Below are 25,043 nucleotides of genomic sequence, written 5' to 3'. Positions count from 1 at the left end.
TAATTTTTAATTTTAAGGTTTCTGTTGGCGGGGTTGAATCACTCCAGAGGAAGTAATGGTCATCGCATTTTGTTCCAAACGCGGATCAAGCGTACCAAATTTATAGCTCCCTGACCAAGTGGCCCACATTAATCTCAAGTTTTCTTTCCATGCTGTTCTCTCTTTTTGCAATCGACAACGCCAAGAGACAGGAATTGCATTCACCCCATTATGCACTCCTGATAAAGCCCCGACTAAAGCTAAAATAGCCGTATCTGACCCCTTACTCTTTTCTACCCTCCTCACACTTAGGGTTAAATTTTCCGAGGTCATCGCAAAACAGTATAGAGCCAACCAAATCTCTTGGCAAGTTAGAGGTAATTTTAGTCTAGTTTGCTGTAAAGTGTTTCCTTGTTCTAGACTGTCTTGTAGCGTTTCTAAAACTTTGTAACTTTCTGGACAATTCAGGGTTTCCCTTAAATTGTGAAAAAGGAGTTTTCCCGATAAGGTTTCTTGGACTCCCCAAGTGATTGCCCTAGCATAGGCGATGATCGCCGAGATGGTGAGAGTATTCTCTGGCTGTTGCCCAATTTTCTTCAATTGCTCCTCTAATCTTTCGGGTTGATCGCTGAAAAACAAGATTAGAGGCAACCCTAACACTAAAATTTCACTGGCGCGATCGTGATGATTTTCCAAGGTGGGAGACCACTCACCCGTTTCTGCTAATTCCCGAATCCCCTGTGCCTGCTTTTCTCCCCAAGTTTTGACCTTTTCTGATGCAGAAGGCGTTTTAATTTTAGGAAGTGTACTCCCGAGCAAAGCCCCTTCCCAACGAGATAAGAGAGTCTGACGCATAATTTAAGACGTTTGTCGCCCTTGTAGATAGCGCACTAAGGCTTCTAAGCCCAAACGATAGCTATCTGCGCCAAATCCGCTAATTTGACCCAGCGCGATCGGCGCGATATAGGAGTGATGACGGAATGATTCTCGTTGGTAGATATTGCTTAAATGCACTTCTACCACAGGCAAATTTACTCCCGACAACGCATCACGAATCGCAACACTGGTGTGGGTATAAGCGCCAGCATTGATCACAATTCCATCTTTTGTCCCCAGCGCCTTATGAATTGCCTCCACCATTGCGCCTTCTGAGTTATGCTGTTGGCACTCCAGATGACTATGCAGCCCTGCGCTATGATTTTTCAAGGCTGCATTAATGTCTTCTAATGTTAAAACCCCATAAATTGAGCGTTCACGAACCCCTAGGAGATTAAGATTGGGGCCATGTAACACTAAAATTTGTAGTTGCTGCACTAGCCTTTAACCTTGATTCCCTTAACGATAATAGCGGGAAACTCGGTCTTCGACAGGGACGGGAATTGGTTCGGCTTCTGGCTCCATTTCGGGTCCGAGTAAAAGCTCAATCAATTTGCGACCCCAATCTTTCAGTTTTTCTAATGCTTGTTCGATAGATTCCATTGAACAGATGGCTCCTGTGAGACCTCATTTCAACTAATGGCTAAGGCGTGATCTTCATTAAGGAATGGAGCTCACCATCCTAGCCTAACAACGGCTATTGCTAACCGTTCTATAAACTATTTTAGCTAACGAAGTCTGCCCTGAGTCAGCAACTTCGATCGCGTTTATGTATTTATATTAACTTTAACACATTATTTCTTAATCAATCTTGGGGGAGAACCTTGTGGTTTGTCAATTTGCAATTGACGGGTCAAAAGACAAGGGGAAAGGGGAAAGGTCGCTCATGACTGATGTCAATTCTGTCCAACACCTGAATGGTTAGTATGATATAGTTCATGCTTAAATGAATTACTGATCACAAAGAGAGGAGTGGATTTTATAAAAACTTTAGATTTCTAAGATTTCAGTCGTAGGAGTCCTAAAATTGAAGATATGGGTCATATATATATTTCTTTTTCAGAACTTATGCAAAGTGATGAAAATTACTGATAGGGCTTTTGATCCGTCTGAGAACCATGAATCCGAATACCCTCGCTTTAATTAATTCCCTGCGGAAAAAAGTTAGTCAACTCGAACAGAAACAACGAGAAAGTCTGAGTGAACGTCAAGCAGCGCTAGAAAAAGAAGTTCAAACTTATACGGAGGAATTATCCCAGCAAGCGCAAGCCAATCGCCTATTGGAACAAATGATTGCAAGAATTCGCCACTCCTTGGACATTGACGAAATTCTAAATCGTACAGCAAAAGAAGTCCAAGAATTTCTCGATGTGGAACAGGTCTTGATTTATCGGCGTATTTCCTCACAACGATTTGACATTGTAGCGAAGGCTGTCCCATCAAGCAGCACACCGACTGATCAAGATATAGAACAAAAAGTTTTTGCAATTGAACAGGAACAAGCCACATTAGGAACTGCTAAGGAAGTTGTCGGAGATCAGCCTCGTGCTGAGTTAATTGTACCGATTGAAGAAAAATCGCAGTTTTCGGGATTTATTTACGCTTACCAAGAACAACGATCGCGCCATTGGAGTTTTCTAGAAATTGAAGCCTTAGAACGGTTAGCTGCACAAATCGCGATCGCGCTGCAACAAGCCCAACTTTACCAGAATTCAAAGCAAGCCGAAACCGCCCTCATTGAATTTAACCAAGAATTAGAACAACGGGTCAAACAACGGACAGCGGAACTAGAGAAAGTAAACGCAGAACTACAACATCAACTTGAGGAACGAAAACAAGCAGAAAATCAGTTAAAAACGACTAATGAACAATTACAAGCGGTGATTGATGCGGTTCCAGGCTTTATTTCTTGGATTGATTCTGATCTTAATTATTTGGGAGTTAATCAACGTTTAGCGAACAGCTTAAATCTGCAACCAGAGGACTTTGTGGGTCAACATATTGGTTTCATTAATAATCCGCGAGAATTTAGTCATTTTATTGAAGATTTTTTTGAGGATCAGCAGACAACTATTGCCCAAAAAACAATCAAGATTAATCTCAAAGGAACGGTTCATTATTATCTGTTGATCGCTCAAAAATATAATCAAGGCAAAGCAGCCGTTTCCGTCGGAATTGACATTACTGAAAATAAAAATTTAGAGCAAGAGTTACACGTTACGTTTTCTCGCTTAAAGACATTAATTACTAACTTAAAAGGGGGTATTCTCTTGAAAGATAAGAGGCGGAATGTTTTATTCGTTAATCAAGCATTTTGTGACTTGTTTGATATTAGCACTCCCCCTGTTGAATTAATTGGAAAAAGCTATTCCGATTTTAAAGAGTATTACTATCCTATTTTTCAAGACCCAGAAGTCGTAGAAGAGCGGAATGAAAAAATTATCGCCGATCAAGAACTGGTAACAAATGAAGAATGGACTTTAAATAATAAAATAACAGTGGAACGCGATTATATTCCGATTATTATCGATGACTCTCAGGAGGGATCGTTGTGGGTCTATCAAAATGTGACAGAACGAAAGAACTATGAAACTGAATTGGAAAATTCTTTACAGCAAAAAGAGATGTTACTTAAGGAAATACACCATCGTGTAAAAAACAACTTGCTTGTCGTTTCTAATCTCTTAGAGTTTCAAACCGATTATACCAATGATCCAGAAGTGCTTGCTGTTTTAGAAGAAAGTCAAAGTCGGATTCAATCCATGGCTTTAATTCATGAAAAACTCTATCGTTCAACGGGCTTAGATAAAATTGACTTTGGCGAATATCTAGAGGCACTAATTGATAATTTATTTGAGTCTTATAATGTCGCCGAAACAGGGATTAATCTGGAAACCCATATTGAGTCAATATTTCTTAATATCGAAACCGCTAATCCTTGTGGTTTAATAGTAAATGAGTTGGTGTCTAATGCGTTTAAACACGCTTTTCCTAACGAAAAACAAGGAACAATTTGGCTGAGTTTATCACAAGATAATGAAGGACAAATTACCTTAGTGGTTCAAGATGATGGTGTCGGTTTTCCTCAAGATCTAGATTTAGATAACTTAGAGTCACTGGGGCTTGATCTAGTGCAGACACTAACTCAACAACTGAAAGGTAATTTGCACATTGAACAGAAGCAGGGGGCTTGTTTTACTCTCACTTTTAGCGAAAGAATGTATCGGAAACGTTATTCAGTAAAATAGGAGTTAGTCAATCATGGATACCGCAAAAATTTTGATTGTCGAAGATGAATTTATTATCGCCAAAGGTCTGGCTCGTAAGTTAGAAAAACTGGGATACCAAGTGGTGGGAACGATTGCTTCTGGAGAAGAAGCACTCAGCCAAATCGAAGAAACTGATCCTGATCTGGTTTTAATGGATATTTTAATTGAAGGGGAGATGGATGGAATTGAAACCGCAACCGAAGTGCTGCAAAAATTTAAAATTCCTGTTATTTATTTAACTGCTTATGGAGATGATAAAACCCTACAACGGGCGGAACAAAGTGGTTGCTATGGTTATATTTTGAAACCCTTTAAACAACGAGAAGTTCATGCTGCAATTCGCATGGCGTTAAGCAAGCATCAACAAGAACTAGCAACGATTTAGGGTTAGTGATATATAGCACTTCCCAATCTCATGAGGTACATTCTAAATTTTTGTTCTTTGTTCTTTGTTCTTCGTTCTTTGTTATTTGTTGGTTTTTAATCAATGAACCACGAACCATGAACCATGAACCATGAACCATGAACATCCACCGACTCGCATTACGTACCTCAACAGACTAAGAAAGGCTATAGCAGATCTAATTCATTCGTAAAAACTGGATTAATCGCTCTTTGTTTGTTTCCTCCTTTCTCAGGCGCTATAACATCACCGAACAGACAAAACATAGGACTACATTGTAGAGTGGGCAGTGCCCACCCTACTTAGGTGTTGGGTTTCGTCACTTTTTCCCTCAAAAAACTAGAGGGAGCTATGACTGGACACTGATTTTTTTTTGTACCCATTCTTGAATAATGGGATTAACCACTTCTGGGGCTTCATCTTGCGGACAATGCCCTAATTGGGGTAACGGAATAAAATCTTCTACTGTGGCATAATTTGACAATTCCTGACCCAGCGCGATCGGCTCCCAAGGATCATTTTCTCCCCATAGAATTAGGGTGGGACACTGCAATTGCGGTAACAAATCTTCAGCGAGGGGCCCTTGAGAGTAGTTCGTAAACGCAATAAAAACCTCTGCTGCGCCTTCATCTTTGGCCGGAGTCAGCAACATTTCCACTAACTCATCTGTTACCGCTTCTGGACGATGATAGGCTTGTAATAAAACGTTGCGAATGGTTTTTGGTTTGGCAATGCGATTAAAAAACCATTTTCCCACAGGGGGATAACTTAAAATCTTTTGGGCAATGGGCGCACCCAAGCCACGATACCAAGGGAGGGTTTGTCTTTTTCTTTCGTGTAATAATCGCAGAGAAATATTGAGGTTAATGACACCAAGACTGATCTCGGGATGAGCAAAAGCAGCTTGCATCGCAGCAATACAGCCAATGGAATTTCCCACTAAAAAAACAGGCGTTCCCACAATTTCCTGACAAAAATCAGCAATTTGTTCTCCCCAGGTTTCAAAAGTATAATTAATTTCAGTTTTTGGTTGGGGTTTTGCCGAACCGCCAAAGCCAATTAAATCGAGGGCATAGCAGCGAAAAGATTCTCCTAAGACGGGTAGATTTTTCCGCCAGTGTCCAGAAGAAGCGCCGAAGCCATGGACACAAACGATCGCGCTGCCTTCTTCTCCACAACTGCGATATGTGATCGGGTAACCGCGCCAAGTCCAGGTTTTATGTTCTGTTTTTGGTTCTGATACTGTCATATATTTTTGTCAAGTAATTCTAAATATTTTGTAACAAAAAAGAAGAAAAAAAGACCAGTACAATATGGGGGAAGTCGGAATTAATACGCGCTCATGTCAATTCAAACCCCCAACTGGGTCAAAAATGCTGTCTTTTATCAAATTTTTCCAGATCGGTTTGCCAAAGCCCAACCGCCAAAGGATGTATCAACGGTTTTTCAGCAGGTCGAATTTGAACCTTGGGATGACCCACCAACGCTACAGGGATATAAAGGGGGGAAATTTGTGGGGTGTCATTGAAAAGCTGGATTATCTGCAAGATTTGGGAATTAGCGCCCTCTATTTAACCCCCATTTTCCAATCTGCTTGTAATCACCGCTATCACACCCATGATTATTATCAGGTTGATCCCATTTTAGGGGGGAATGAAGCCTTGCAAGCCCTCTTAAAGTCTGCCCATCAGCGCAATCTGAAGGTGGTTTTAGATGGGGTGTTTAATCATGCTAGTCGGGGCTTTTTCTACTTTAATGACATCTTAGAAAATGGCCCCTATTCTCCGTGGGTGGATTGGTTTAAGATTAAAGAGTGGCCCGTGTCGCCTTATAATGGCGATTTACCCGCCAATTATGCCAGTTGGGTGGGAAATCGGGCGTTACCCCAGTTTAACCATGAAAACCCTGATGTTCGCGAGTATATTATGCGGATTGGGGAATATTGGTTAAATCAAGGAATTGATGGCTGGCGGTTAGATGTTCCCTTTGAGATTGAAGTGCCTGGATTTTGGCAAGAGTTTCGAGAGAGGGTGAAAAAAATTAACCCTGAAGCGTATATTGTTGGCGAAGTGTGGGGAGACTCGCGACCGTGGCTGGATGGAACGCAGTTTGATGGGGTGATGAATTACATGTTTACGGGTCCAACCATTGCTTTTACGGCGCGCGATCGCGTGGATCGAGAGTTAGTGGAACAACCGGAATATAAGCCCTATCCGCCTCAAAATGCAACGGAATACAGTAAACACATTAAGCAATTATTAGACCTGTATCCGTGGGAAATTCAACAAACCCAACTTAATTTGTTAGCGAGTCATGACACGGCGCGGTTGTTAAGTATTGCCCAGCGCGATCGCGCTAGTGTTAAACTTGCCACATTACTGTTACTGACCTTTCCAGGTGCGCCCTGTATTTACTATGGGGATGAAGTGGGTTTACCTGGAGGACTCGATCCCGATTCTCGACGCAGTTTCCCGCCAGAAGAACAATGGGATCAAGACTTGTTACAGTGGCATCAAGATTTAATTCGCTGCCGTCATCATTACCCCGCCTTACGAACGGGAAACTATAAAATTCTCTATGCAGAAGGCTTAGTCTATGTTTTTGCGCGGACTTTAGCAGCCTCAGAACTGATCATTGCCGTCAATTCAGGAATAGATCCTGCATCTGTTACTGTGCCAACAGACAAACTACAAACTCAACCCCAGCGTTTACTGTGTGGGGAAGCGCAGTGGGAATGGAAGATGAACCAGAATCAGCTTTTGTTACAGTTACCGCCTCGCGAGGGCTGTCTGATTGGGAGTTAAGCAGGAAAAAAAGATGCAGAACTGAAATTGCTCTGCATCTTTGGCTGATGAGGTTAAGTGAATAACAAAAGTCGGAATCTACCGAATTTTAGCTTTTTGATTGAGGTAACCACGACGGGAAAGGGGAACATAACCAATTTCATTAACAATGGGAGTGATGTTATCCGCGCTCAGAAAATACTCAACATAAGCCTCTACTTGAGGTTTCTCCATTGCGGATTTTTTCACGTACACAAAGAGAGGACGGGATAAAGGCGCGTACTTTCCGCTTTCAATGGTTTCTTGGTTAGGCTTAACCGCTCCGTTACCATTATCAATACCGACTGCTTTGAGAGTATCTTGGTTCTCAACATAGTAGGCATAACCAAAGTAGGCGAGAGCATTTCTATCTCTTTCAACACCAGTAACGAGAACATTATCGTCTTCACTTGCAGTATAGTCGCCTCGACTTGCGCCTTCTTCGCCAACAATGACTTCTGTGAAGTAGTCAAATGTACCAGAGTCAGCACCAGGACCATATAAGCTCATTTCTACATTGGGCCAACTGGAGTTAACATCGCTCCAACGAGTAACGTTTCCTTGAGCATCAGGTTCCCAAATGGTTTCTAGTTGCTCAACGGTCATCGTATCTACCCAGTTATTTTCGGGGTTAACCACCACCGTGATACCATCAAAGGCAACTTCCAATTCAACAAACTCAATGCCATTTTGAGCGCATCTCTGAGCTTCTGAGTCTTTAATGGGACGAGAAGCGTTGGAAATATCAGTTTCGCCACGGCAGAATTTCTCAAATCCACCGCCACTACCAGAAACACCAACGGTTACTCTGTAGCCTCGGTTATCTTTTTGGAATTCTTCGGCAATCCCTTCTTGAATGGGGTAAACGGTGCTAGACCCGTCAATGGAAACAAGATTACCTTGGGAACGAACTTCAGAAATGGCTAATCCGAGGGTTGCAGTTGCGAAGGCAACAGCACCAGCGATAGAAAAGCGCTTAAGGGAAAATTTATTTTTAGCGACTACCATATCAGTAAAATTTGGTTAGATTTACATCCAACCTAAACCTTACTCAGTTGAGGTTAAGATGGCTTTAATTAAGTTTTATTAGTCTATTAAGATTTAATCGTTTCTTGCCTCAATTAATATTAAATCCCTCTCCTGTAAAACAAGAGAGGGAACTCGGCTAATATTAGCAATATTGTTGAACTCTCCACGGATTAAAATCGCGTGGATTCCAATCGAAACAACTCAATGGATTAAAATCACAAATCGAGTGTTAGAAAGGAGTCTCCCGAATGGAGTGGCACGTTCAAAGATGCCCTAAAGACCTTGGCTAAACAAAAGTCTAGCTGTATCTCTACTTTTTTTAATAAGCCTGACGGGTTTTTCACCATCTTTGGGCTTGCTCTATTCTAGCAGACACAGAGGACTAAAGTCCTCCCTTGTCATTCATCCATCCGTTTCAAACGGATGGCTTTCTGACTGAATCGCTGTAACTACTTAGCTGTTGCAACTGCCGTTATGAGGAACTTACTCAAACTTAACCACGTTTACTCAAAACCTGATTTACTCTGATGTCCACTTCCTGCTTCTTTCCGCTCAGGGCTTTTCCTGGCAACGTCGGCGTTAACCAGTCCACAGGCTGACACGATGTAAATCACCGCCAAAAAGTGACTTATTCTTAAACTGTCTTGGTTATTGATCAGTTAAAGTTAGCCACTCTTATATTATCTTAGTTAATTTGGCTAACTAAGTTAAGAAATGGTTAAGTTTCCACTTTCTGTTTCAAGCCCCATATTCTACGGGAAGGATGCTAACTTTGCGACGGCTTTTCCCGTAGCGATCAAAACTGACGACACCATCCACGAGGGCAAATAAGGTATCATCGTTACCGCGACCGACATTAACGCCTGGATGAATTTTGGTTCCGCGCTGACGAACTAAAATATTGCCAGCACGAACCACTTGTCCGCCGTAACGTTTGACACCCAGACGTTTTGAATTAGAATCTCTTCCGTTACGAGTGCTTCCTGTTCCTTTCTTATGAGCCATGGTTAATCCTCTCGATAATTTTTCTTATTTACAATTCTACTCAGCAGCCGTTTCCACTGCATCGGGAGTGACGGCTTCTGCTTCAGTGCTTTCTGCTTCTGCAATGATAGAACCATTGAGGCTGATGGAATTAATCATCACACGAGTTAATTCCTGACGGTGCCCCCGTTTTTTCCGATAGTTTTTCTTGGGCTTCATTTTGTAAACAAGCACTTTTCGCCCGCGCAAGTGGCTCATAATGGTTCCTTGTACGGTTGCGCCTTCAATGTAAGGTTGACCAACCGTAACTTCACCGTCATTATTGATGAGTAACACTTTATCGAAAGTGTAGTTACCCTCTTCATCAACGTGCAAACGGTTTAAGTCATAAAAAGAACCGGGTTCAACTTTAATTTGCGTTCCGCTTGCTTCTACAATTGCATAACTCATGATTAATCCTTTAAAAATGCCGTACAGGTAGCGAAGGTTTCGCTTTGACAATGTCTGACCTGATCCGAGCAGGAGACACAATCTACTATTGTACCGTGAATTAGAGACTAATGCAATCCCCCAAACACCGCAAGATTATAGTATTTCCAAATCACTGCTGTTTTGGAAAAGCCAGCATCGTTTAACATTTGCAGATGATCATCAAGAGTTGCGAGTTGATCTTGGCTAGAATAGCCTTGCGTGTCGCTTTTGCCAATTTGACTGCGGACAGCTTCGAGATCATAGCCTTGTTTTTCCGCCCAACGTTGGCGAGATTGTTGATAGATATCAGACAATTCAGGAAACTCGGGAAGCAAGGGATCTGCATTCCAAAATTGTCCATTTGGATTGAGGGAACGAGCAACTTTTTGAAAGAGTTTTCCTTTCATTTCATCAGTCAGATGATGAATCGCGAGGGAAGAAATAATGGCATCAAAGTTGCTTCCCACTTCGGAATCGGCTTCATCATTAGCCCAAGCACCGAAGTCTAATTGTAAGGTTTTGACGCGGTCTCCTTCTCCTTGATAATCTAATTTATTCGCTACAAAGTCAATCATACGGGGGGAATAATCGACGGCGACCAGTTGCGCGTTTGGACACTGTTGAAGAACTTTTACTGTTAGTTCTCCTGTTCCACACCCTAATTCTAGAATGCGGGTGCTGTTAGAGGGGACACATAGCGCGATCGCGCTTAGCATTTCATCATAATAGGGTAATAGTTGCCGAATCTTACTATCAAATTCTTTGGTTTCTGCAAAGACTTCACCTGGAAAAATCATGATTCTACTTCTGCTGTAAGGGGTTTAACTTGCCAAGATTGATCTTCTGATAATTCTAAAACAAGTTGATGATATTTTCGTAATGTTGGACGATGACCGACACTGACATAAGTAACGTTAATCGCCTGTAATTGATCGTACAGCGATTCCTCGTTTTTAACATCTAAAGCACTAGTGGCTTCATCTAATACCACATAACGCGGTTGATTAATTAAAATTCTGGCAAACGCAACTCTTTGTTGTTCTCCTAATGATAAAACTTCTCCCCAGTTTTTCTGGACATTTAAGCTGCCAAATCGTTCAATTAAATGAGGGAGATTAACTTGATTTAACACCGCTGCAAGTTGTTCATTGGTTAAGTCACTTTCTGTTTTGGGATAAATTAACTCTTCTCTTAAACTGCCTAAAATCATGTAAGGACGTTGGGGTAAAAAGATAATTTCTGATAATTCGGGACGGATAATTTTACCGTTTCCAGACTGCCATAATCCCGCGATCGCGCGGAGTAATGAACTTTTTCCACAGCCACTCGCCCCCATAATTAATAACCCCCCACCTTGGGGAATATCAACGGTTAAGTCTTGAACTAAGGTGCGTTGATAGTTGGGAGTTTGGAGAGTTAAACTTTTAACTGCAATTTGCTCATCATTAACGAAATCAATTGTCGGATTAGTCTTCTCTTCTTCTGTTTGTTCAGAATCAGCAAGATTGATATAATCAGCAAAATCAAAAATTCGGTTAATTCCTGCTCCAAATTCAGTCAGGGATTGAAAACGATTAATAATAAAATCGAGAGCGAAGAAAATTTGTAAGAAAGCCCCTTGCGCCTCGGTTACTTTCCCCACGGCTAATTCTCCCGAGAAAACGCGGGGAGCTAAGATCAGAAAAGGGAGCGCGTAAGTAATGAGTTGGAAGGTATTGGTAAAAGACTTTAAGCCTAAATCTTGCCATAAAATTAAACGTTTGAAGTTATCGAAGATATCATCAAATTTAAGTTTAACTTGACCTTCTTCTTGCTCTTCTCCTTGATAAAATGCAATGGATTCAGCATTTTCTCGAATCCGAACTAAACCAAAGCGAAAGTTTGCTTCTCGTTTCAACTGCTCAAAATTCAAGCGGACTAAGGCTTTCCCAAAAACGCCTACTGTAATCAAAGTTCCAACAATCGCATAAACAAATAGAAAAATAACTAACGGATAAGAAATTGTCCAAAGTTCGCTACTAAATCCAATGACTTGAAAGAGAGAGGAAAGAGTAATTAAGAGAAACGTTAAAGATTCTTGAGTAAAAGAACGGACATCTTCAGAAATCCGTTGATCTGGGTTATCAATTTCCCCATAAGAGGTCAATTTATAGTAAGCGCGATCGCGAAAATAATGATCTAAAAAACTCCCTGTTAACCATCTTCGCCAAAATAAACCTAAGAGATTAATTAAATATTTTGCCCCTGCAAATAAAGGAATATAAGCAACAATTACGCCGAAATAAATGAGTAGTCCACTCCAAAATTCTTCCTCACTCATTTGGGAGAGGGCGGTAATTAAATTCCCTCGTTGCTGGTTTAATTTGACACTGAGAACTGTGTAAGTAATCAGCATCAAAGTAATGATTAAAAGAAGTCCTCTGGCTTTCCATTTTTCATCCCCAAACCAGTAGAGACGCGCGATCGACCAAAACCGCCTCAATAGTTGAAAGTTAATTCGTCTTTGCATTTAATTAATTTTGTTCTTTGTTCTTTGTTATTGGGTCACTGATCACTATTCAACCGACGTTCCCAATCCTCATCAATTTTATCGCTTCGTTCTGCTTCTTGTTCCATTAAATCTTGTTCAGTAGAATAGGCAATATCTTCCTCACTTAAAACAGTTTGGGAAGCAAATGCTTTTGCCTCTTGTAATTTATTTTGTAAGTCTTGATCAGGGCTGGCTAACAATCTAACGCGCTGAAATCGTTCTTCGTTACGAGCAGAAATTCGTTGATTTTTTTGCTGAATCCAAAAATAACGAATTAAAGGAATCGTCAGATAACCAATTGCATAAGCTAAAAGAATTCCATAAATCCCATTAACAAAAGCAACTAATCCTCCCATTTGCGCTGCAATTTCTCCAGATAAGAGAGACCCCAACATTAAAGCTAAGATTAGGTTAACACCTCCTAAACCAATTGCAATAATTTTTTGCGTACTACTGGCTTTGGTAAATTGCCATTTTCTCTCTTCTAAATAAGAGGGAACTGGAGCTTTATTATTTCCCGTTGCCGTTACTTGTAAGTCTGGGAAATAGTAAATAATCTGACCGTCTTCTGTTACTTCTGGAATCCCATTAAATCGAGTCAGAACCGATAACATATAATCTTCATCTTCCCAACTAGTCGTATCAATTTCATCAAGATAAGGGGCAATTTGTTCACCAACGACTGCACCTCTATTTTGTCGAATAACACTCCCGATTTCTTGCCAACGGCGTTCTTCTAATTTGGCATTGGGATTGCCATCTCCAAATAAGAAAGAGAAGATCGCTTCCAGAAAACTTAATTCGCTTTTTTGTTTACGATTTCCTTTCCTTTCCCTTCTTTCAATCGGTTCATCATATTCGTAATATCCAGGAGAGAAAAACCAAAATAAGTCAGGTCCAAACCAAAATGGGAAAAAGCCAAAGGAAAAACCACCGCCTCCTCCGATTCCTTCATCAGAGTCTCCTTCATCTGAATTCATTTGCACACCAATTACAATCAGAGAAATCGTGATTGCAATTAAAACAATGGATGCGATTAAAATAATGCCAAAGGAAATTCGGATCAGATAAAATAAAACGCCCCAGATTTTATCCCACCACTCTTTTAAGCGCAGACGCAGGTATTTATTACGAAGAATTCCCCGAAAATTTTCTGGAAAAAGATAGGTAATATCTCCAGTTTCACTAACTTGTAAATGTCCGCCTGCATCTGCTGCGAGTGCAACTAAGCCTTGTTGGGCATCTTGTAGTTTTAACCCCGTTTCTGCTGCCACGTCACCGACAGTAACACGATAATCGAGTTTTTCAATGGAATTAGTAATGAGAGGGTTAGGAGTCATAATTGAAAGCAATTGACAATTAAATTGACAATTCAAATTAAAGGTTATGTTTCAGCAAAAGGCTGTCACCTCTTCACTTCGATTCTAATGTATCAATTACGCAACCTAACCTTCTCTGTCAAATTGAGGACTCTAGAGCCTTGAGAAACTGCTGGGAAATAAAGGGTAATAATTGGTGATTTGGTGGTGAGGGCGAACGTTCGGTAAAGACAACAAGAAGATAGGGGGGATGGTTGGGGAGTTCTATATAAGCGCTATCATGGCGAACCCAACTCGTCCAACCTGCTTTTGACCAGAGTTTGGCTTCTGTGGGGAGGGCTTCTCCTAAAAAACCCGTAATCTGATTCTCTTCCTCTGGATCCGAGGATGCAGCAGGAAGAGAACGGAATAGTAAATCCATCATCAATGTAGATTGTGCAGCATTTCCCATAACAATATGATGAAAGAGTCTCGCCACAGCATTGGTTGTTAGTCGATTCTGATTCTCTCTAGATTCCCCAATAAACGCTTTTTCTCGTCCATAGGGGCCATCTCCCCATGTTTTTTGATTAACGTTGATGGGTTCGAGTTCTTCCCAACGCAAAGATTTAAAATAGCGATTGACAAGATTCCGTTGCGATTGCCAAGTCAGAAAGGCATTCCGCGAGAGTTCTGGTCCACTGGTGGTTCCCGTGAGGACATCAACCACTAAACTAGTAGCATCATTACTAGAGTCGATAATCATATCCTGAATTGCGCGATCGAGTTCTTTTGAGGGGAAAATTAAACCGCGCTTTAACCATTCCTGTACAGCGACCAAATAAAATAATTTCACGAGACTTGCGGGATAGAAAACTTCCCCACCGCGATAATTAAAACCCCGCATCGCAGACCCGTAAACCAACCAGGTTAAAGCGATTTGACTACGTTCTAATTCAGGAAAAGTTTGCCACACTCTTTCCAGAATTTGCCAAGCAATATGTCTCAGTTGTCTATCTTCCTGATAAAAAGCCATATTGGTCATTAGTCATTGGTTGTTTGTTCTTTGTTCATCGTTGTTCGGTAACTGGTAGCCGAACACTGGTCACTTGTACAAAAAATTCCCCAAACCGAATCGGCTGGGGAATTGGACTTTAAGCCTAAACTAGGATGAAATTAAACTTCATAGGGGGTTTTTCCAGAAAACTTAACCGTTGCGGGATCAGGGTTTGCCCCAATTTTACGGTCAATTTTACCCATGTAAGGACGACCTTCATTAACATTCTCAGGGAAGACACCATCTTTGGGATGGAGATATTCTAATTCCCCATTGGGATAAATGCGATAAATCTTGAAGTCCTCAATTTTCGGCTTAAATTTAGTCCGTAATTGAGTTCCTAAAGCTAAGCATTGTTCTTTGCGTGCAAAATAGAAGACGTTTTCGCCTTCACGCATGATTGCTGCGCCCCCTGTGGGCATTTCAAACACTTGTTCTTGAGAACTGGTCCAAGTAATACCGTATTTTTCTTCAGTTTCAGCAGCTGTTAATAAACCGCCGGTGCTACCGCCAAATATAGGAGTTTGTCCAGAAAGTAATTCACTCATGGTCAGTTTTATAAAATAAGGGCATTTTAATGGAATCCTATCATCGCAAAGACGCGGTTTTAGTGCTTCTGTCAAGAACTGTTACAATTTGAAGAATTTTATCTAACTTAACAAACGCCCGCTTAAAACTGTCCTAACCCTAACTCTTGGCGCAAGAGGCGAATTGATTCGGTACTAATATAATTATCGCTACAAATAACTTCTGGCGGACGGATTAGATCTTCAGCAATCTCATTCACGGTTTGCTTCACTTGCTGATAACTGGCTTGGTCGCAAATAATGGTTTGTGCGGTGCGAACCAGGGCTTTTAACTTGGGGATATTTGTGGCTTGAGCGGTCATGACCAATAATTCTTCTCCCCGTAAACTGTGAATAATTCGTTCCGCAGCATCGAGAAACCCCGAACTTAAACTGACAATTCCCAAGCAGGTGTTGGTTTGCAGTTGGGTGATGATTTTGATTTCTTTAGCATAGTTATAAATATCAACTGGAATGACACGGACAGACTTCGGTGCAGCGATCGCGTCCACGTCTTTAATAAAATAACGGCTAGTGACAACCGTAGCGGAATCAGTTTCTTCTAAAATATCGGTTAGTTGTTCCATGGGTACTAATTGAATGGGAACACCTAAAGTCGGTTCTAAATCTTGCAAAATTAGCTTTCCCGCACCAATATCACTTTGAGGTACTGTCACCAGAACTTGTGCACTACATTGCAATCGCCAGTTGATTTCTGAAAGAAAAAGCTCTCGCACTTGTTGCAAAGAACATCCTAAGCTCAGTAATTCATTAATCCCGTCTTGTACTACTTGATGAGTCGTTTCGGATAAATCTTCCGTTTCTGATGCTGCTTGGGCAGTTGTGTAACGTTTTCCCCCTTCGTGACCTTGGCTCTTGACATAAATCCCTGAACCTGCTAGGGATTCGACTAGTCCTGTGTCTTCCAGTTGTCGATAAACTTTGCTGATGGTGTTGCGATGCAACCCTGTCATCATCGCCAGTTGACGGGTGCTAGGAAGGCGATGACCAGGGGGATATTGTCGAGACGCGATCGCGAACTGAATCTGGTCAAAAAGCTGCTTGGAGGCTGGAATTTCACTGTCCAACTTGATATGAAATTTAACCATCAACCGAGAGCCTCCTCAACCTCTAGTGGTGCTATGCTGGTTCTAGTTTAAGCGATGAACTCCAATTTTGTTACGAGGGTTGCATAATCTTTATCATCGTGCTTTAATAGAAAAGCTGAGAGAAAAACATTCTTCTCTCACATATTTCTATCCCTATTTCTGGGGGTGTGGCGGAATGGTAGACGCTGCGGACTTAAAATCCGTTGACCGTTATAGGTCGTGAGAGTTCAAGTCTCTCCACCCCCATTGATTTCAGGCATCAAGACTAGAAAGTCACTGACCTAGTAGTACAAGATTAGTACAACGTTAGGCAAGTCCTTGCGATTACATATAAGCGATGCTAATTTAATTAAGCGCGATCGCGCAAGTTTTCCTTATCAATCAATTGCAGAGATAGCTGAACCAATGTATGAAGCTATATCGGGTTTAATAAACTACTCTTAAGCATCGTCTTGAATTGATTTTTAGTTATCTTCTAGCAGTGTCATCCGTTCCAGTTGCTGCTGTTGATCTTCTAAATTACTTAATCTGTCAGCATCTGCATCTTGTTGTTTTTTGCAGCCGTTCTAATTATTCCTGCTGTTGAATGAGGACGTTTTGCAGTTCTTCTATCTCACTTGCGCGATCCTGAGAAATTAATGAAGCAGTGCAACTATTCGTAATAAATATCATTATCTTGTTAATAATTGACTAGACTCTCTCTTTTTGCTGTGTGGGAAAGTTTAGAAATTTATTAAGGGTGTAAGTCACTACGATAAAAAGTGGTAGAGGACAAGAAAAGTGTGAAAGTAATATAAAAATGAAAACAATAAGTTGTAGTAACTGTTCATGTGCTATAAGGCTAATAGACTTAGAACATGACACTCAAGTAGCTGAAAAAATAAAGGGGGATGAACAAAACAAACCTATAAATCCTAAAAATTTGTACTACTGTCCAAATTGTGGTGTTTTTAAGTATGTTAGAAAAACTAACGATAATAAATTCTTCAACTTAAATTCTCTTCCTAAACAAAGTATTGATAGTTTCTTTATAAAAATTAGGAAAGAAGATCGAAACCCTAATGAAGAAACTTTACGTTTCACAACAGGAGTTAATTATACCAAAAAAGCAACCGACAATATTAATACTAAGAGTAGTATTAATTCTTCTAAAGAAAACTATAAGGGAGATTCATTTTCTGAGTATGCGATTTGGCTTATTTTTGGTTTAGTTTTTTCGTTAGTTTCTTGGGGTTTTACATTATTTCTTCCTGATAGTGAAAATAATGTAAACAATACTGTTGAAAGAAGAACAACTGAAACTAGTGAACCAGAACCAGAACCAGAAGTGATTACTGCAAGAGAGATTTATGAAGAATATGATGAAAACGAAATAGCAGCAGATTCAAAATATGAAGGTGATATTATTTCACTTACAGGAACAATTACTGATATCTCAAAAGATATACGAGGTTACCCATATCTAATCATAAATAGTAGTGTGCAGTGTGTATTCCAACAGGGTGATGAATCAAAGTTAGAGTGGCTATCAAAAGGAGAAAAAGTAACCGTAAAAGGAAGAGTGAAAGGGCTTTCAATTGTGGGGCAAGTTTTATTAACTCAATGTGAAAAATAATTTCTTATATTTTATTTACTATGTCGTAATACAATTAATCAAAATTGAACTTAATTTCATCAATACCTTCTGATTCATCAATACCTTCTGAATTTTTTTGATTTATTTGTGTTACTTCTAGTGTTTTTAGTAATCATCTTGTAGGTTGGGTTAGCGACAGCGTAACCCAACACAATAAGAGAATGATGTTGGGTTTCGTTACCTCAACCCAACCTACTACCTAACCGAGGTAACGCCGTTGTTAAGAGTCCACTTTCTTGGGCGACTCTGACCCCTAATAGGGCAACTAATACCGTTCCTAACGGAGGGAATTGGACAAAGTTGGGAACGGCTTCACTGACGATTCTGCGGATGCCGTCTGCTGTGAGTAAAGAAACCGCTTCTACTGTTTCATCTTTTGTTGGATTAACAACCGATAAATTCATCCCAGACGCGATCGCGCTTCCTGCTTCCTAATTAATTGCTCCTACTTCATTTTCGAGGAGATTATCTGTAATTGTTCCACCAATTTGTAAGGTTTCATAAAACATAAAATCGACTCCCAAATCGGGGCTAAATTTCCTAAACGCTGAAATTAGCGGTATCCAGTATCAACAGGGAGAATTACAGGGCTATGAAGTCAGAGAATACTTATTAGAAAAATGGAATCGTCAATGTGCTTATTGTGCTGTCAAAGAAGTCCCCTTGGAAATCGAACATATCAAACCAAAAAGCAAGGGAGGTAGATCATTACTGAGGTACAAGTTATTAGAAATTATAGTTAAGGATATCACGACCAACAGTACGATCAATTTCCTCTGGACTAGAAATCGTTGAGTTGTGATTAACATCAATGTAGGGATACTTCTGATTCAATTCGTTACTCATTTTAGTTCCCCACTGACTATTACACTTATTACAGCAACAAGAAAAACAGCCCGTCTCTAGAGATTGGAAATTGCTTTTATTATCAGAATCATGACAAACAGGACAAACAATTAAGTAGGTTAATTCCTCTTCAACCTGTTCGAGTAAAGCCATTTCCTTTATCGTTTCTAATCTTTGGACTTTCCCTTTTTGACTCCTTCCTTGAGAGCGATATTGATTAATCATTCGTTCTAATTCTCTTTGATAATCCTGTTTTTCTGCTGGGGTGGAAAACTGTATAACCCTAAAGTTTTGAGAGGTGTTAGTTGGTTGTAAGCATCTCAGAATTGACTTTAAGGAATTATCCAGTGGATAGGGTAAGGAAATTAACGGAGGATAGACTTGATACCGTTGACCATTCAGCCACCATTGTATTCCACGGGCGACTCTTTCCACGCTAAAAATATCAAGGGGAGTCACAGGTAAAAATCCCACTAGAGATTGATTGGGAAAAGTCTGATTTCCTAAAGTATAAATTCGCTTTTGCAGATCAGAAGACAGTTGATGTCGATCTTCAGCTACTCCAGGATAGAGAATTAAACAGTAGGGAAAGTCTCGGTTAGTTAACTCAATTTGTTTCTCTATTTGTGATTCAATTGTTTGAATAAACTGTTCCGACTCAGACGTTTTCAACTGACTAATCATAGGAATAATTTTAAGAGGTCTATTTTTTTGTGTTTCGTCAGTGAGTAAAAACGTCCCATCTTTGTTCCAAGTGAGAGTAATGCTACCAAACAAGCCAGTAAACTGAAAAGGTTGACTATTTTTTTGCGGAATTGTATCAGCAACAGATTGAAAACTAAATCCTTTATCATCTGAGGTGTTATTTCCCATTAAAGCACGAGTAATGAGGAGTAAACAAAATGACTCAAACCCTTCACAAAAGTCTTGACTCTCTTGGAAAAATTGCTGAGGTGTTTTCTTTTTTTGGCTTTTCCAGTGACTCCATTTTCGCCATAACTGATCAACGTGGCGATAGTGTTGATCATGAACTAATATATTTGTTCTTTTCAAAGTACCGCTAATATGAGCTTGTTGGGGAATTGCTTGATAAACTGGAGTGCTGATTAATCCTCGTAATTTATATTGAAGTGATTGTAATTTTTTCAGGGTTTCTTCTGCTTCAATTTCTCCGATATCGGTATCAAAGTAGTCTCCCCATAAAGTACAAACTCGGCGACTATTTAAGTAGAAAATATTTTCCACATCAGCAGAAAAATTGTTAGCTTCATCTAATTCTTGTTTAATCGCTTTCACTTCTTGAATGCGACAGTTAATGTAGTCAAGAAGATGATCAATTAAACGCACAGTGACCCGATTTTCATAGATATCTAATAATTCTTCTCTCACTAAAGATAAGATATTTTTCGGGATAACTGTGTGCATTTTTACTCTTTCCCAGTCTTCGGGATGAGCCGATAAGAAGGAGACAGCGTGTTTAGAAATGCGTTTGGCTCTCGAAACAGGAAGTCTTTCTGTTTCCATTTTTAAGTAAGTGCGAGGACGACGACAAATTTCTTCAAGATGTTTGAGTTTATCAGCAATTTCTTGTGTCAATGGTTGCAGTTTAATTCGGTCTTGAATTTCGGGAATGAGTGGTGGAATTTTGCGCCATTGATCTAAACTACTTTCTTGTTCTTCAAGGGATTTTCTTTGAGAGTGAAAAGAGCGAATACTATCCGCAATTAATTCTTCGGAAATTTGCCAACGAGGAAGAGTTATTTGAAAATCTTCGGTTTGATTGTTTCCTCGTAGGTTAAGGCGATGGTTTTGGTTTCCAACTAGATAAAATTGGCTCTGTTTAGATAAAGGAATTTGGTTTAAGGTCAAAGCAGAGTTTTCGGTTAAAATTTGCCATTGTCCTAGTAAAAAAGACTGAGGAGGGGTTGCTTGTTTTGTTCCTGTGATGCGGTTGAGATACTGCATTTTTTATTCTTCTCCTGGTTCTAAACGATGAATTTCGCGGTTGATTAAATCAAGGGAAGTGATGGGTTTGCTGCGCTGATCAATGGCTGACCATTCTGTGTTTAATGTCTCTTTTAAGTCTCGAAAGTCGGTGACGGGAATATCGTATCGATCGCGCACTTTCCGTAAAATTTTAGTAGCTAGAATATGATCAACTGCTTCTCCTAATGATCCACCCGCAGCGAGAACAACGGGAATAAACCGCTCCATTTGGCTTTCTAAACGGTTTCCCCAACCGATACGGAAACGACGTTCTAATAACTCTTGTAAAGTAATATTTAAGAACTCTTTTGCATCTTGAACTTTGGCTTGATAATTATTTTGGGCGCGGGTAAAGGCTTGGGTTAAGGCTTGATAAGAGATGGGATATTGAGAGTCAATTTGATCAGGAAGCTGGAAGGGTTCATGGCGACGTTCTAAGTCCATAATGTGAGCGCGATCGTAAGTTTTATCCGCAAATTCGAGGGTGGTTTCGTCTTGGTTAGCTGTTCCAATAAACCAAACATTATCAGGAACTTTTAACTGGTTTCCATCAATAAATAATTGGGGAGAAGGGCGATTGAGATCGGTGTCTAGTTTTAGTTTTGGATGTTCTTGTTCTAGTTTTGATAGAAAGTCAGCAAAGTATTGTTCGGGTCGAGAAAGGTTCATTTCATCGAGAATGATAATATAGATTCGGTCTTGGTAAGCGGGACATTGCGCTTCATATAATGCTTGTAGAAAGTCTGATTCATAAAACCGTTTTTCAAACGCATTAAAGTAACCTAATAAATCTTGTTTATCGCGCCAACCTGCTTGGACTTCTACTAATTTTTGTCCTCCTTGTACAGCTTTTGAAAATCCAACGGCGAGACTGGTTTTTCCTGTTCCGCTAATTCCTTGAAGCAAGTGTAATCGACTCATCGCTAGTCCAGCTAAAAACAGACGAATTTCTTTTAAGGAGTAATAGAGATATTTTTCTTTTTGATCGGGAGATCGAGCAATTCGATATCGTAAATCTTCGGTAAATTGTTCTAAATTAGAAATAGAATCGGTGAGGGTAAGTGTTCCTTGTAAGTTGCGATCGCGATCGAGATTAAAGCAAAGTGGGAAGGGAGTTTTTTCTTTTGCTTCTTCGATGGTTTGACCAATTTCTGCTTTTAAGTCGTCCAGATTTTGTTTCAGATAACGATTCCGAACTTCTAAGGCTTCTTTTTCTTCCCGTAAATTTTCCAATTTGGTAACAGCAATACGATTAGAAGTATTACTCTGTTCTAATTCTTGGATGCGGGTACTTAAATTAAAGCGTTCATTTTCCCATGCTTCTTTCTGCTTTTCTAACTGTTGTAATCTTTCTGTTGTTTCCAGATTAGGACGTGCTGCGAGTTGTTCCTCTAATTGTGCGTTAACTGTGCGTAAATCTTCTAATTCCCCTAAAATTTCTTCTGGTGTTTTTTGTCCAAACTGACGCTCTTGTTCAGTTTTTTTTGCAAGGGCTGATTCTAGTTTTTTAGAGAGGGAACGCTCTTGTTGTAGTTGTTTTTCTCGAAAGTTAAGTTTGGCTTCCAATTCTCTGACTTTGGTGGCTGCTTTTTGTTCAACCTTTTCCTCTAATGTTTCTTGATCTTCCTTTAATAATTCTTGCTCACTTTTTAATCGGTTATGACTGCGACGAAGTTCTCGTTTCTCCTGTTCTAGTTGTTCTCTTTCTGCTTCTAGTTTTAGGCGTTCTTCCTGTAATTGGTTTTCAATCTCTCGGCGACGTTCTTCTCGTTGCTTCAACAGTTTTTCTTCTTCTTTAGTAACAGTTCGATAATAATCATTGAGTTGCTCTTGTAAAGTTGCTTTTTGCTCTTGAAGGGAAGCAAGAACAGATTCAATGGCTTCATTTTTATTGCGGATAATTTCTTGCTTTTCCTGCTGAATTTGTTCTCTTTCTGCTTCTAGCTTTAGGCGTTCTTCCTGTAATTGGTTTTCAATCTCTCGGCGACGTTCTTCTCGTTGCTTCAACAGTTTTTCTTCTTCTTCAGTAACAGTTCGATAATAATCATTGAGTTGCTCTTGTAAAGTTGCTTTTTGCTCTTGAAGGGAAGCAAAAATTTGTTCACGCTCTTGAATAAAACCAGCTTTTGCGTTGAGTTCTTTCTGCTCTAATTCTCGCTCTTTTTCTCGTAATTGATTGGATAGCTCTTGGATTTTATTTTCTTTGAGTTTTAGAGTTTCTGCTTGTTTGTTGAGTTCGGTTTGGCGTTGAGTCAGATGTTCTTCTTGCTGTTGATACTCGGTGGTTTCTTTTTCTAGTTTTTTCTGTTCATCTTCATATTGCTTCTTGGCTTCTTGAAAGATACGATATTGCTCTCTTAACTCTTCTAAATTCAGTTTTGCTTCTTCCTCAGTCTGCGAAGTGGGAGTTACTTCTAGGTTCAAGTCTTGTTTTGCTTGTTCTGCGTCTTGTTTCATTTGTTCTTGAGAAGGGATAGACTGGTTTTTCGTTTTTTTAGCCATGATTAATCTCCTAATTATTGATGAATGATGCTTAATTATTTAAAGGACAACGGAAGGTTAGGGAAACAAACTGATAAATAGTTTGTACGGCGGTTGAAACTTGTTCTAAGGTGAGGGAGTGTTGGTTAGAATGGCTGCTTTGATCTCGAAGTTTAGCTAAGGTATCGAGTTCAATGAGTAGGTTGGGGTTTTGGGTCGCAACATTTTGTAAAGGATGTGAGGGGTGTTTCGCAGCAGTAAACAAGGTGGCTAATAATAAAGGTCTGAGAGAACCATGTCCTGTTTCTGCTACGTTTTTGACTTTTCCAGGTTTGACATCAGTTAAAGTGTTAGGAAGGTTTTTGCTGAAGTTTAATGTGTTTGCTATTTCCTGAATTAGTGTTCTATTGTGGAGACGATTCGCTTCTGAAAGTAAATGACAATTCCCTTGTGTAGGATAGTCTTTTCCTAGTTGAATTAATACAGTTTCTGCAACTTTTTGAGCTTTAATCATTACCTCCTCTAATTTATCTTGAGATATATTTTCACTGTTTTGTAAGGCTTCTATTTCTAGGTTAGTTTTCTCCATACTAACTAACTGCTGGAAAATTTGGTCATAATCTTTGATGACTAAGGTTAGCTTTTCTTTTACTAAAAATTTTGCATATTCTTGTAACTGTTTTTGAAAACTATGATATTTTTCCCAATGATGATCGGATACGGTTTCTCTTCCTTGTTTTAGGAAGTTACGAAACCAATGATTTAAACTTTCTGGCTGAGAATTTTTAATCTGTTTTTCTAAGCGACGCTGTAACCAAATGCTATCACCTAAACCAAATGGATCGCAAACATACCACTCATTTTCTTCTGTTGGTTTTTCAGGAATATAGAGATAAGTAGTCACCCAAAATGGGGTTGCTTCTTCTTCTATAAAAGAGACTTTACTATCTTGATTTCGCAAAGATTTGTTATGACCATGAATTGCTTTTAAGATTTCTTGAGCAGAGGGTTGAGAGATGATAGGATTATCAATGGGTAAAGGCATAAATGCTCTTTCATATTTGGGCTTTCCTGTTGTTCCATAGACTAAATCGGGGAATCCGCTTTGATTGCGTTTTGTTTCTGCATAATTTAATTGTTGTAAAAAGCGCGGATAAAGTTCTCCTGTGATCGGATTTTGAAAAATATATCCCCCTATCATTTCCTCGGTTTGAAAGACGATTCCTTCTAATACTTTCTCACCCTTTTGGGTTAATTTTCCTTGATTATCGAGATATCCTTGATTCATTAATTGGGATACAATCAGCGCAGCTAGTTGAGGATCAATTTCAATGATTTCTCCAAGTTCAGATGGTGTATATGCGCCAATTTTGTTAAGGTTTAAGATCGCTTTTTCTAAGAAGTTGAGTTCTTTTGATGTGGTTTTGGGTGCAACAATGCGATAGCTTAAAACGGGACAAAGTAAATATTGTCTTGTTCGCCATCTTTGTTTGGAATGGGGAGAATAATCTAAAATTTGGGTGTTTTTTGTAAACATTTTGATGGTTTCTTTTCTGTTTGATCTAAAGTACAAAGTCTTTCTGTAATCCCCCCTATCCCCCCTTTGTAAGGGGGAATTTCTATAATCCCCCCTATCCCCCCTTTGTAAGGGGGAATTTCTATAATCCCCCCTATCCCCCCTTTGTAAGGGGGAATTTCTAT

Annotated in this window: 20 protein-coding genes, 1 tRNA gene and 1 pseudogene; 5 read left to right on the top strand and 17 right to left on the bottom strand. The window is 39.8% G+C overall.

Going from position 1 to position 25,043, the window contains the following annotated elements; translation table 11 throughout:
• Positions 1–12: 12 nt before the first annotated feature.
• From PCC7418_RS00240 to PCC7418_RS20365, 3 genes are read right to left on the bottom strand one after another with little or no spacing between them, the layout of a single operon-like run.
• Complete coding sequence (locus tag PCC7418_RS00240; RefSeq protein WP_015224181.1) at positions 13–834, bottom strand: ADP-ribosylglycohydrolase family protein; 822 nt, start codon at positions 832–834, stop codon at positions 13–15.
• Between the two features lie 3 nt (positions 835–837).
• Positions 838–1,293, bottom strand: coding sequence for a type II 3-dehydroquinate dehydratase (gene aroQ, locus PCC7418_RS00235; protein ID WP_015224180.1), 456 nt, complete (start codon positions 1,291–1,293; stop codon positions 838–840).
• 21 nt (positions 1,294–1,314) lie between these two features.
• Complete coding sequence (locus PCC7418_RS20365; RefSeq protein WP_015224179.1) at positions 1,315–1,458, bottom strand: hypothetical protein; 144 nt, start codon at positions 1,456–1,458, stop codon at positions 1,315–1,317.
• Positions 1,459–1,973: 515 nt separating this feature from the next.
• Here PCC7418_RS20365 and PCC7418_RS00230 point away from each other — a divergent pair.
• On the top strand, positions 1,974–4,103 hold the full coding sequence (locus tag PCC7418_RS00230) for a histidine kinase dimerization/phosphoacceptor domain -containing protein (protein ID WP_015224178.1): 2,130 nt from the start codon (positions 1,974–1,976) through the stop codon (positions 4,101–4,103).
• Positions 4,104–4,116: 13 nt separating this feature from the next.
• Complete coding sequence (locus PCC7418_RS00225; protein WP_015224177.1) at positions 4,117–4,509, top strand: response regulator; 393 nt, start codon at positions 4,117–4,119, stop codon at positions 4,507–4,509.
• A gap of 367 nt (positions 4,510–4,876) precedes the next feature.
• Here PCC7418_RS00225 and PCC7418_RS00220 read toward each other — a convergent pair whose 3' ends face one another.
• Positions 4,877–5,776: an alpha/beta fold hydrolase gene (locus tag PCC7418_RS00220; protein ID WP_015224176.1), complete on the bottom strand. Its 900-nt coding sequence runs from the start codon at positions 5,774–5,776 to the stop codon at positions 4,877–4,879.
• Between the two features lie 93 nt (positions 5,777–5,869).
• On the opposite strand from PCC7418_RS00220, the pseudogene PCC7418_RS00215 reads away from it, so the two are divergent.
• Positions 5,870–7,331, top strand: a pseudogene (locus tag PCC7418_RS00215) (glycoside hydrolase family 13 protein).
• A gap of 78 nt (positions 7,332–7,409) precedes the next feature.
• Here the strand turns inward: PCC7418_RS00215 and PCC7418_RS00210 are convergent.
• From PCC7418_RS00210 to PCC7418_RS00170, 9 genes are all read right to left on the bottom strand, one after another.
• The gene (locus tag PCC7418_RS00210) at positions 7,410–8,357 is read right to left on the bottom strand and encodes a PstS family phosphate ABC transporter substrate-binding protein (protein ID WP_015224175.1); all 948 of its coding nucleotides are present in this window, start codon (positions 8,355–8,357) and stop codon (positions 7,410–7,412) included.
• Between the two features lie 759 nt (positions 8,358–9,116).
• Positions 9,117–9,383, bottom strand: a complete 267-nt coding sequence (gene rpmA, locus PCC7418_RS00205; protein ID WP_015224174.1) for a 50S ribosomal protein L27 — start codon at positions 9,381–9,383, stop codon at positions 9,117–9,119.
• Positions 9,384–9,419: 36 nt separating this feature from the next.
• Positions 9,420–9,812 carry a 50S ribosomal protein L21 gene (rplU, locus tag PCC7418_RS00200; protein WP_015224173.1) on the bottom strand — a complete coding sequence of 131 codons (393 nt, stop codon included), beginning with the start codon at positions 9,810–9,812 and terminating at the stop codon, positions 9,420–9,422.
• Positions 9,813–9,919: 107 nt separating this feature from the next.
• Positions 9,920–10,630, bottom strand: coding sequence for a class I SAM-dependent methyltransferase (locus PCC7418_RS00195; protein ID WP_015224172.1), 711 nt, complete (start codon positions 10,628–10,630; stop codon positions 9,920–9,922).
• The gene (locus tag PCC7418_RS00190; protein WP_015224171.1) at positions 10,627–12,342 is read right to left on the bottom strand and encodes an ABC transporter ATP-binding protein/permease; all 1,716 of its coding nucleotides are present in this window, start codon (positions 12,340–12,342) and stop codon (positions 10,627–10,629) included. Before PCC7418_RS00190 ends, PCC7418_RS00195 begins: the two co-directional genes overlap by 4 nt.
• A 35-nt stretch (positions 12,343–12,377) precedes the next feature.
• Positions 12,378–13,703: a hypothetical protein gene (locus tag PCC7418_RS00185; protein ID WP_015224170.1), complete on the bottom strand. Its 1,326-nt coding sequence runs from the start codon at positions 13,701–13,703 to the stop codon at positions 12,378–12,380.
• 118 nt (positions 13,704–13,821) lie between these two features.
• Complete coding sequence (locus PCC7418_RS00180; RefSeq protein WP_041596093.1) at positions 13,822–14,697, bottom strand: serine hydrolase; 876 nt, start codon at positions 14,695–14,697, stop codon at positions 13,822–13,824.
• 140 nt (positions 14,698–14,837) lie between these two features.
• Entirely contained in the window at positions 14,838–15,266 is a 429-nt protein-coding gene (locus tag PCC7418_RS00175) for a photosystem I reaction center subunit II PsaD (RefSeq protein ID WP_015224168.1), read from the bottom strand.
• 122 nt (positions 15,267–15,388) lie between these two features.
• The gene (locus PCC7418_RS00170; protein ID WP_015224167.1) at positions 15,389–16,393 is read right to left on the bottom strand and encodes a GntR family transcriptional regulator; all 1,005 of its coding nucleotides are present in this window, start codon (positions 16,391–16,393) and stop codon (positions 15,389–15,391) included.
• A 161-nt stretch (positions 16,394–16,554) separates the two neighbouring features.
• Here PCC7418_RS00170 and PCC7418_RS00165 point away from each other — a divergent pair.
• Positions 16,555–16,639, top strand: a tRNA-Leu gene (locus PCC7418_RS00165).
• 553 nt (positions 16,640–17,192) lie between these two features.
• Positions 17,193–18,008 (top strand): OB-fold protein, encoded by an 816-nt coding sequence (locus tag PCC7418_RS19180; protein ID WP_015224166.1) that lies wholly within the window; start codon positions 17,193–17,195, stop codon positions 18,006–18,008.
• A gap of 203 nt (positions 18,009–18,211) precedes the next feature.
• Here the strand turns inward: PCC7418_RS19180 and PCC7418_RS00155 are convergent, their stop codons facing one another.
• From PCC7418_RS00155 to PCC7418_RS00140, 4 genes are all read right to left on the bottom strand, one after another.
• Complete coding sequence (locus PCC7418_RS00155; protein WP_255348287.1) at positions 18,212–18,445, bottom strand: AbgT family transporter; 234 nt, start codon at positions 18,443–18,445, stop codon at positions 18,212–18,214.
• A 310-nt stretch (positions 18,446–18,755) separates the two neighbouring features.
• Entirely contained in the window at positions 18,756–20,840 is a 2,085-nt protein-coding gene (locus PCC7418_RS00150; protein WP_015224165.1) for a DUF2357 domain-containing protein, read from the bottom strand.
• Positions 20,841–20,843: 3 nt separating this feature from the next.
• Entirely contained in the window at positions 20,844–23,363 is a 2,520-nt protein-coding gene (locus PCC7418_RS19175; RefSeq protein ID WP_015224164.1) for a hypothetical protein, read from the bottom strand.
• Positions 23,364–23,394: 31 nt separating this feature from the next.
• Positions 23,395–24,879, bottom strand: a complete 1,485-nt coding sequence (locus tag PCC7418_RS00140) for a hypothetical protein (RefSeq protein WP_015224163.1) — start codon at positions 24,877–24,879, stop codon at positions 23,395–23,397.
• Positions 24,880–25,043 lie beyond the last annotated feature (164 nt).

The organism is Halothece sp. PCC 7418 (assembly GCF_000317635.1).
In the GTDB taxonomy this organism is placed as follows: domain Bacteria; phylum Cyanobacteriota; class Cyanobacteriia; order Cyanobacteriales; family Rubidibacteraceae; genus Halothece.
Note: the sequence above shows the minus strand (reverse complement) of the source record. Positions and strands in the feature narration are given on the sequence as shown.

Excerpts from the sequence above, each read along its gene's own strand:
- PCC7418_RS00195 (WP_015224172.1), bottom strand. The coding sequence starts at position 10,630 with ATGATTTTTCCAGGTGAAGTCTTTGCAGAAACCAAAGAATTTGATAGT.
- PCC7418_RS00240 (WP_015224181.1), bottom strand. The coding sequence starts at position 834 with ATGCGTCAGACTCTCTTATCTCGTTGGGAAGGGGCTTTGCTCGGGAGT.
- rplU (WP_015224173.1), bottom strand. The coding sequence starts at position 9,812 with ATGAGTTATGCAATTGTAGAAGCAAGCGGAACGCAAATTAAAGTTGAA.
- PCC7418_RS00150 (WP_015224165.1), bottom strand. The coding sequence starts at position 20,840 with ATGCAGTATCTCAACCGCATCACAGGAACAAAACAAGCAACCCCTCCT.
- PCC7418_RS00180 (WP_041596093.1), bottom strand. The coding sequence starts at position 14,697 with ATGGCTTTTTATCAGGAAGATAGACAACTGAGACATATTGCTTGGCAA.
- PCC7418_RS00210 (WP_015224175.1), bottom strand. The coding sequence starts at position 8,357 with ATGGTAGTCGCTAAAAATAAATTTTCCCTTAAGCGCTTTTCTATCGCT.
- PCC7418_RS00190 (WP_015224171.1), bottom strand. The coding sequence starts at position 12,342 with ATGCAAAGACGAATTAACTTTCAACTATTGAGGCGGTTTTGGTCGATC.
- rpmA (WP_015224174.1), bottom strand. The coding sequence starts at position 9,383 with ATGGCTCATAAGAAAGGAACAGGAAGCACTCGTAACGGAAGAGATTCT.
- PCC7418_RS00175 (WP_015224168.1), bottom strand. The coding sequence starts at position 15,266 with ATGAGTGAATTACTTTCTGGACAAACTCCTATATTTGGCGGTAGCACC.
- PCC7418_RS00170 (WP_015224167.1), bottom strand. The coding sequence starts at position 16,393 with ATGGTTAAATTTCATATCAAGTTGGACAGTGAAATTCCAGCCTCCAAG.
- PCC7418_RS00185 (WP_015224170.1), bottom strand. The coding sequence starts at position 13,703 with ATGACTCCTAACCCTCTCATTACTAATTCCATTGAAAAACTCGATTAT.
- PCC7418_RS00230 (WP_015224178.1), top strand. The coding sequence starts at position 1,974 with ATGAATCCGAATACCCTCGCTTTAATTAATTCCCTGCGGAAAAAAGTT.
- PCC7418_RS20365 (WP_015224179.1), bottom strand. The coding sequence starts at position 1,458 with ATGGAATCTATCGAACAAGCATTAGAAAAACTGAAAGATTGGGGTCGC.
- PCC7418_RS00140 (WP_015224163.1), bottom strand. The coding sequence starts at position 24,879 with ATGTTTACAAAAAACACCCAAATTTTAGATTATTCTCCCCATTCCAAA.
- PCC7418_RS00220 (WP_015224176.1), bottom strand. The coding sequence starts at position 5,776 with ATGACAGTATCAGAACCAAAAACAGAACATAAAACCTGGACTTGGCGC.
- PCC7418_RS19175 (WP_015224164.1), bottom strand. The coding sequence starts at position 23,363 with ATGGCTAAAAAAACGAAAAACCAGTCTATCCCTTCTCAAGAACAAATG.
- PCC7418_RS19180 (WP_015224166.1), top strand. The coding sequence starts at position 17,193 with ATGAAAACAATAAGTTGTAGTAACTGTTCATGTGCTATAAGGCTAATA.
- PCC7418_RS00225 (WP_015224177.1), top strand. The coding sequence starts at position 4,117 with ATGGATACCGCAAAAATTTTGATTGTCGAAGATGAATTTATTATCGCC.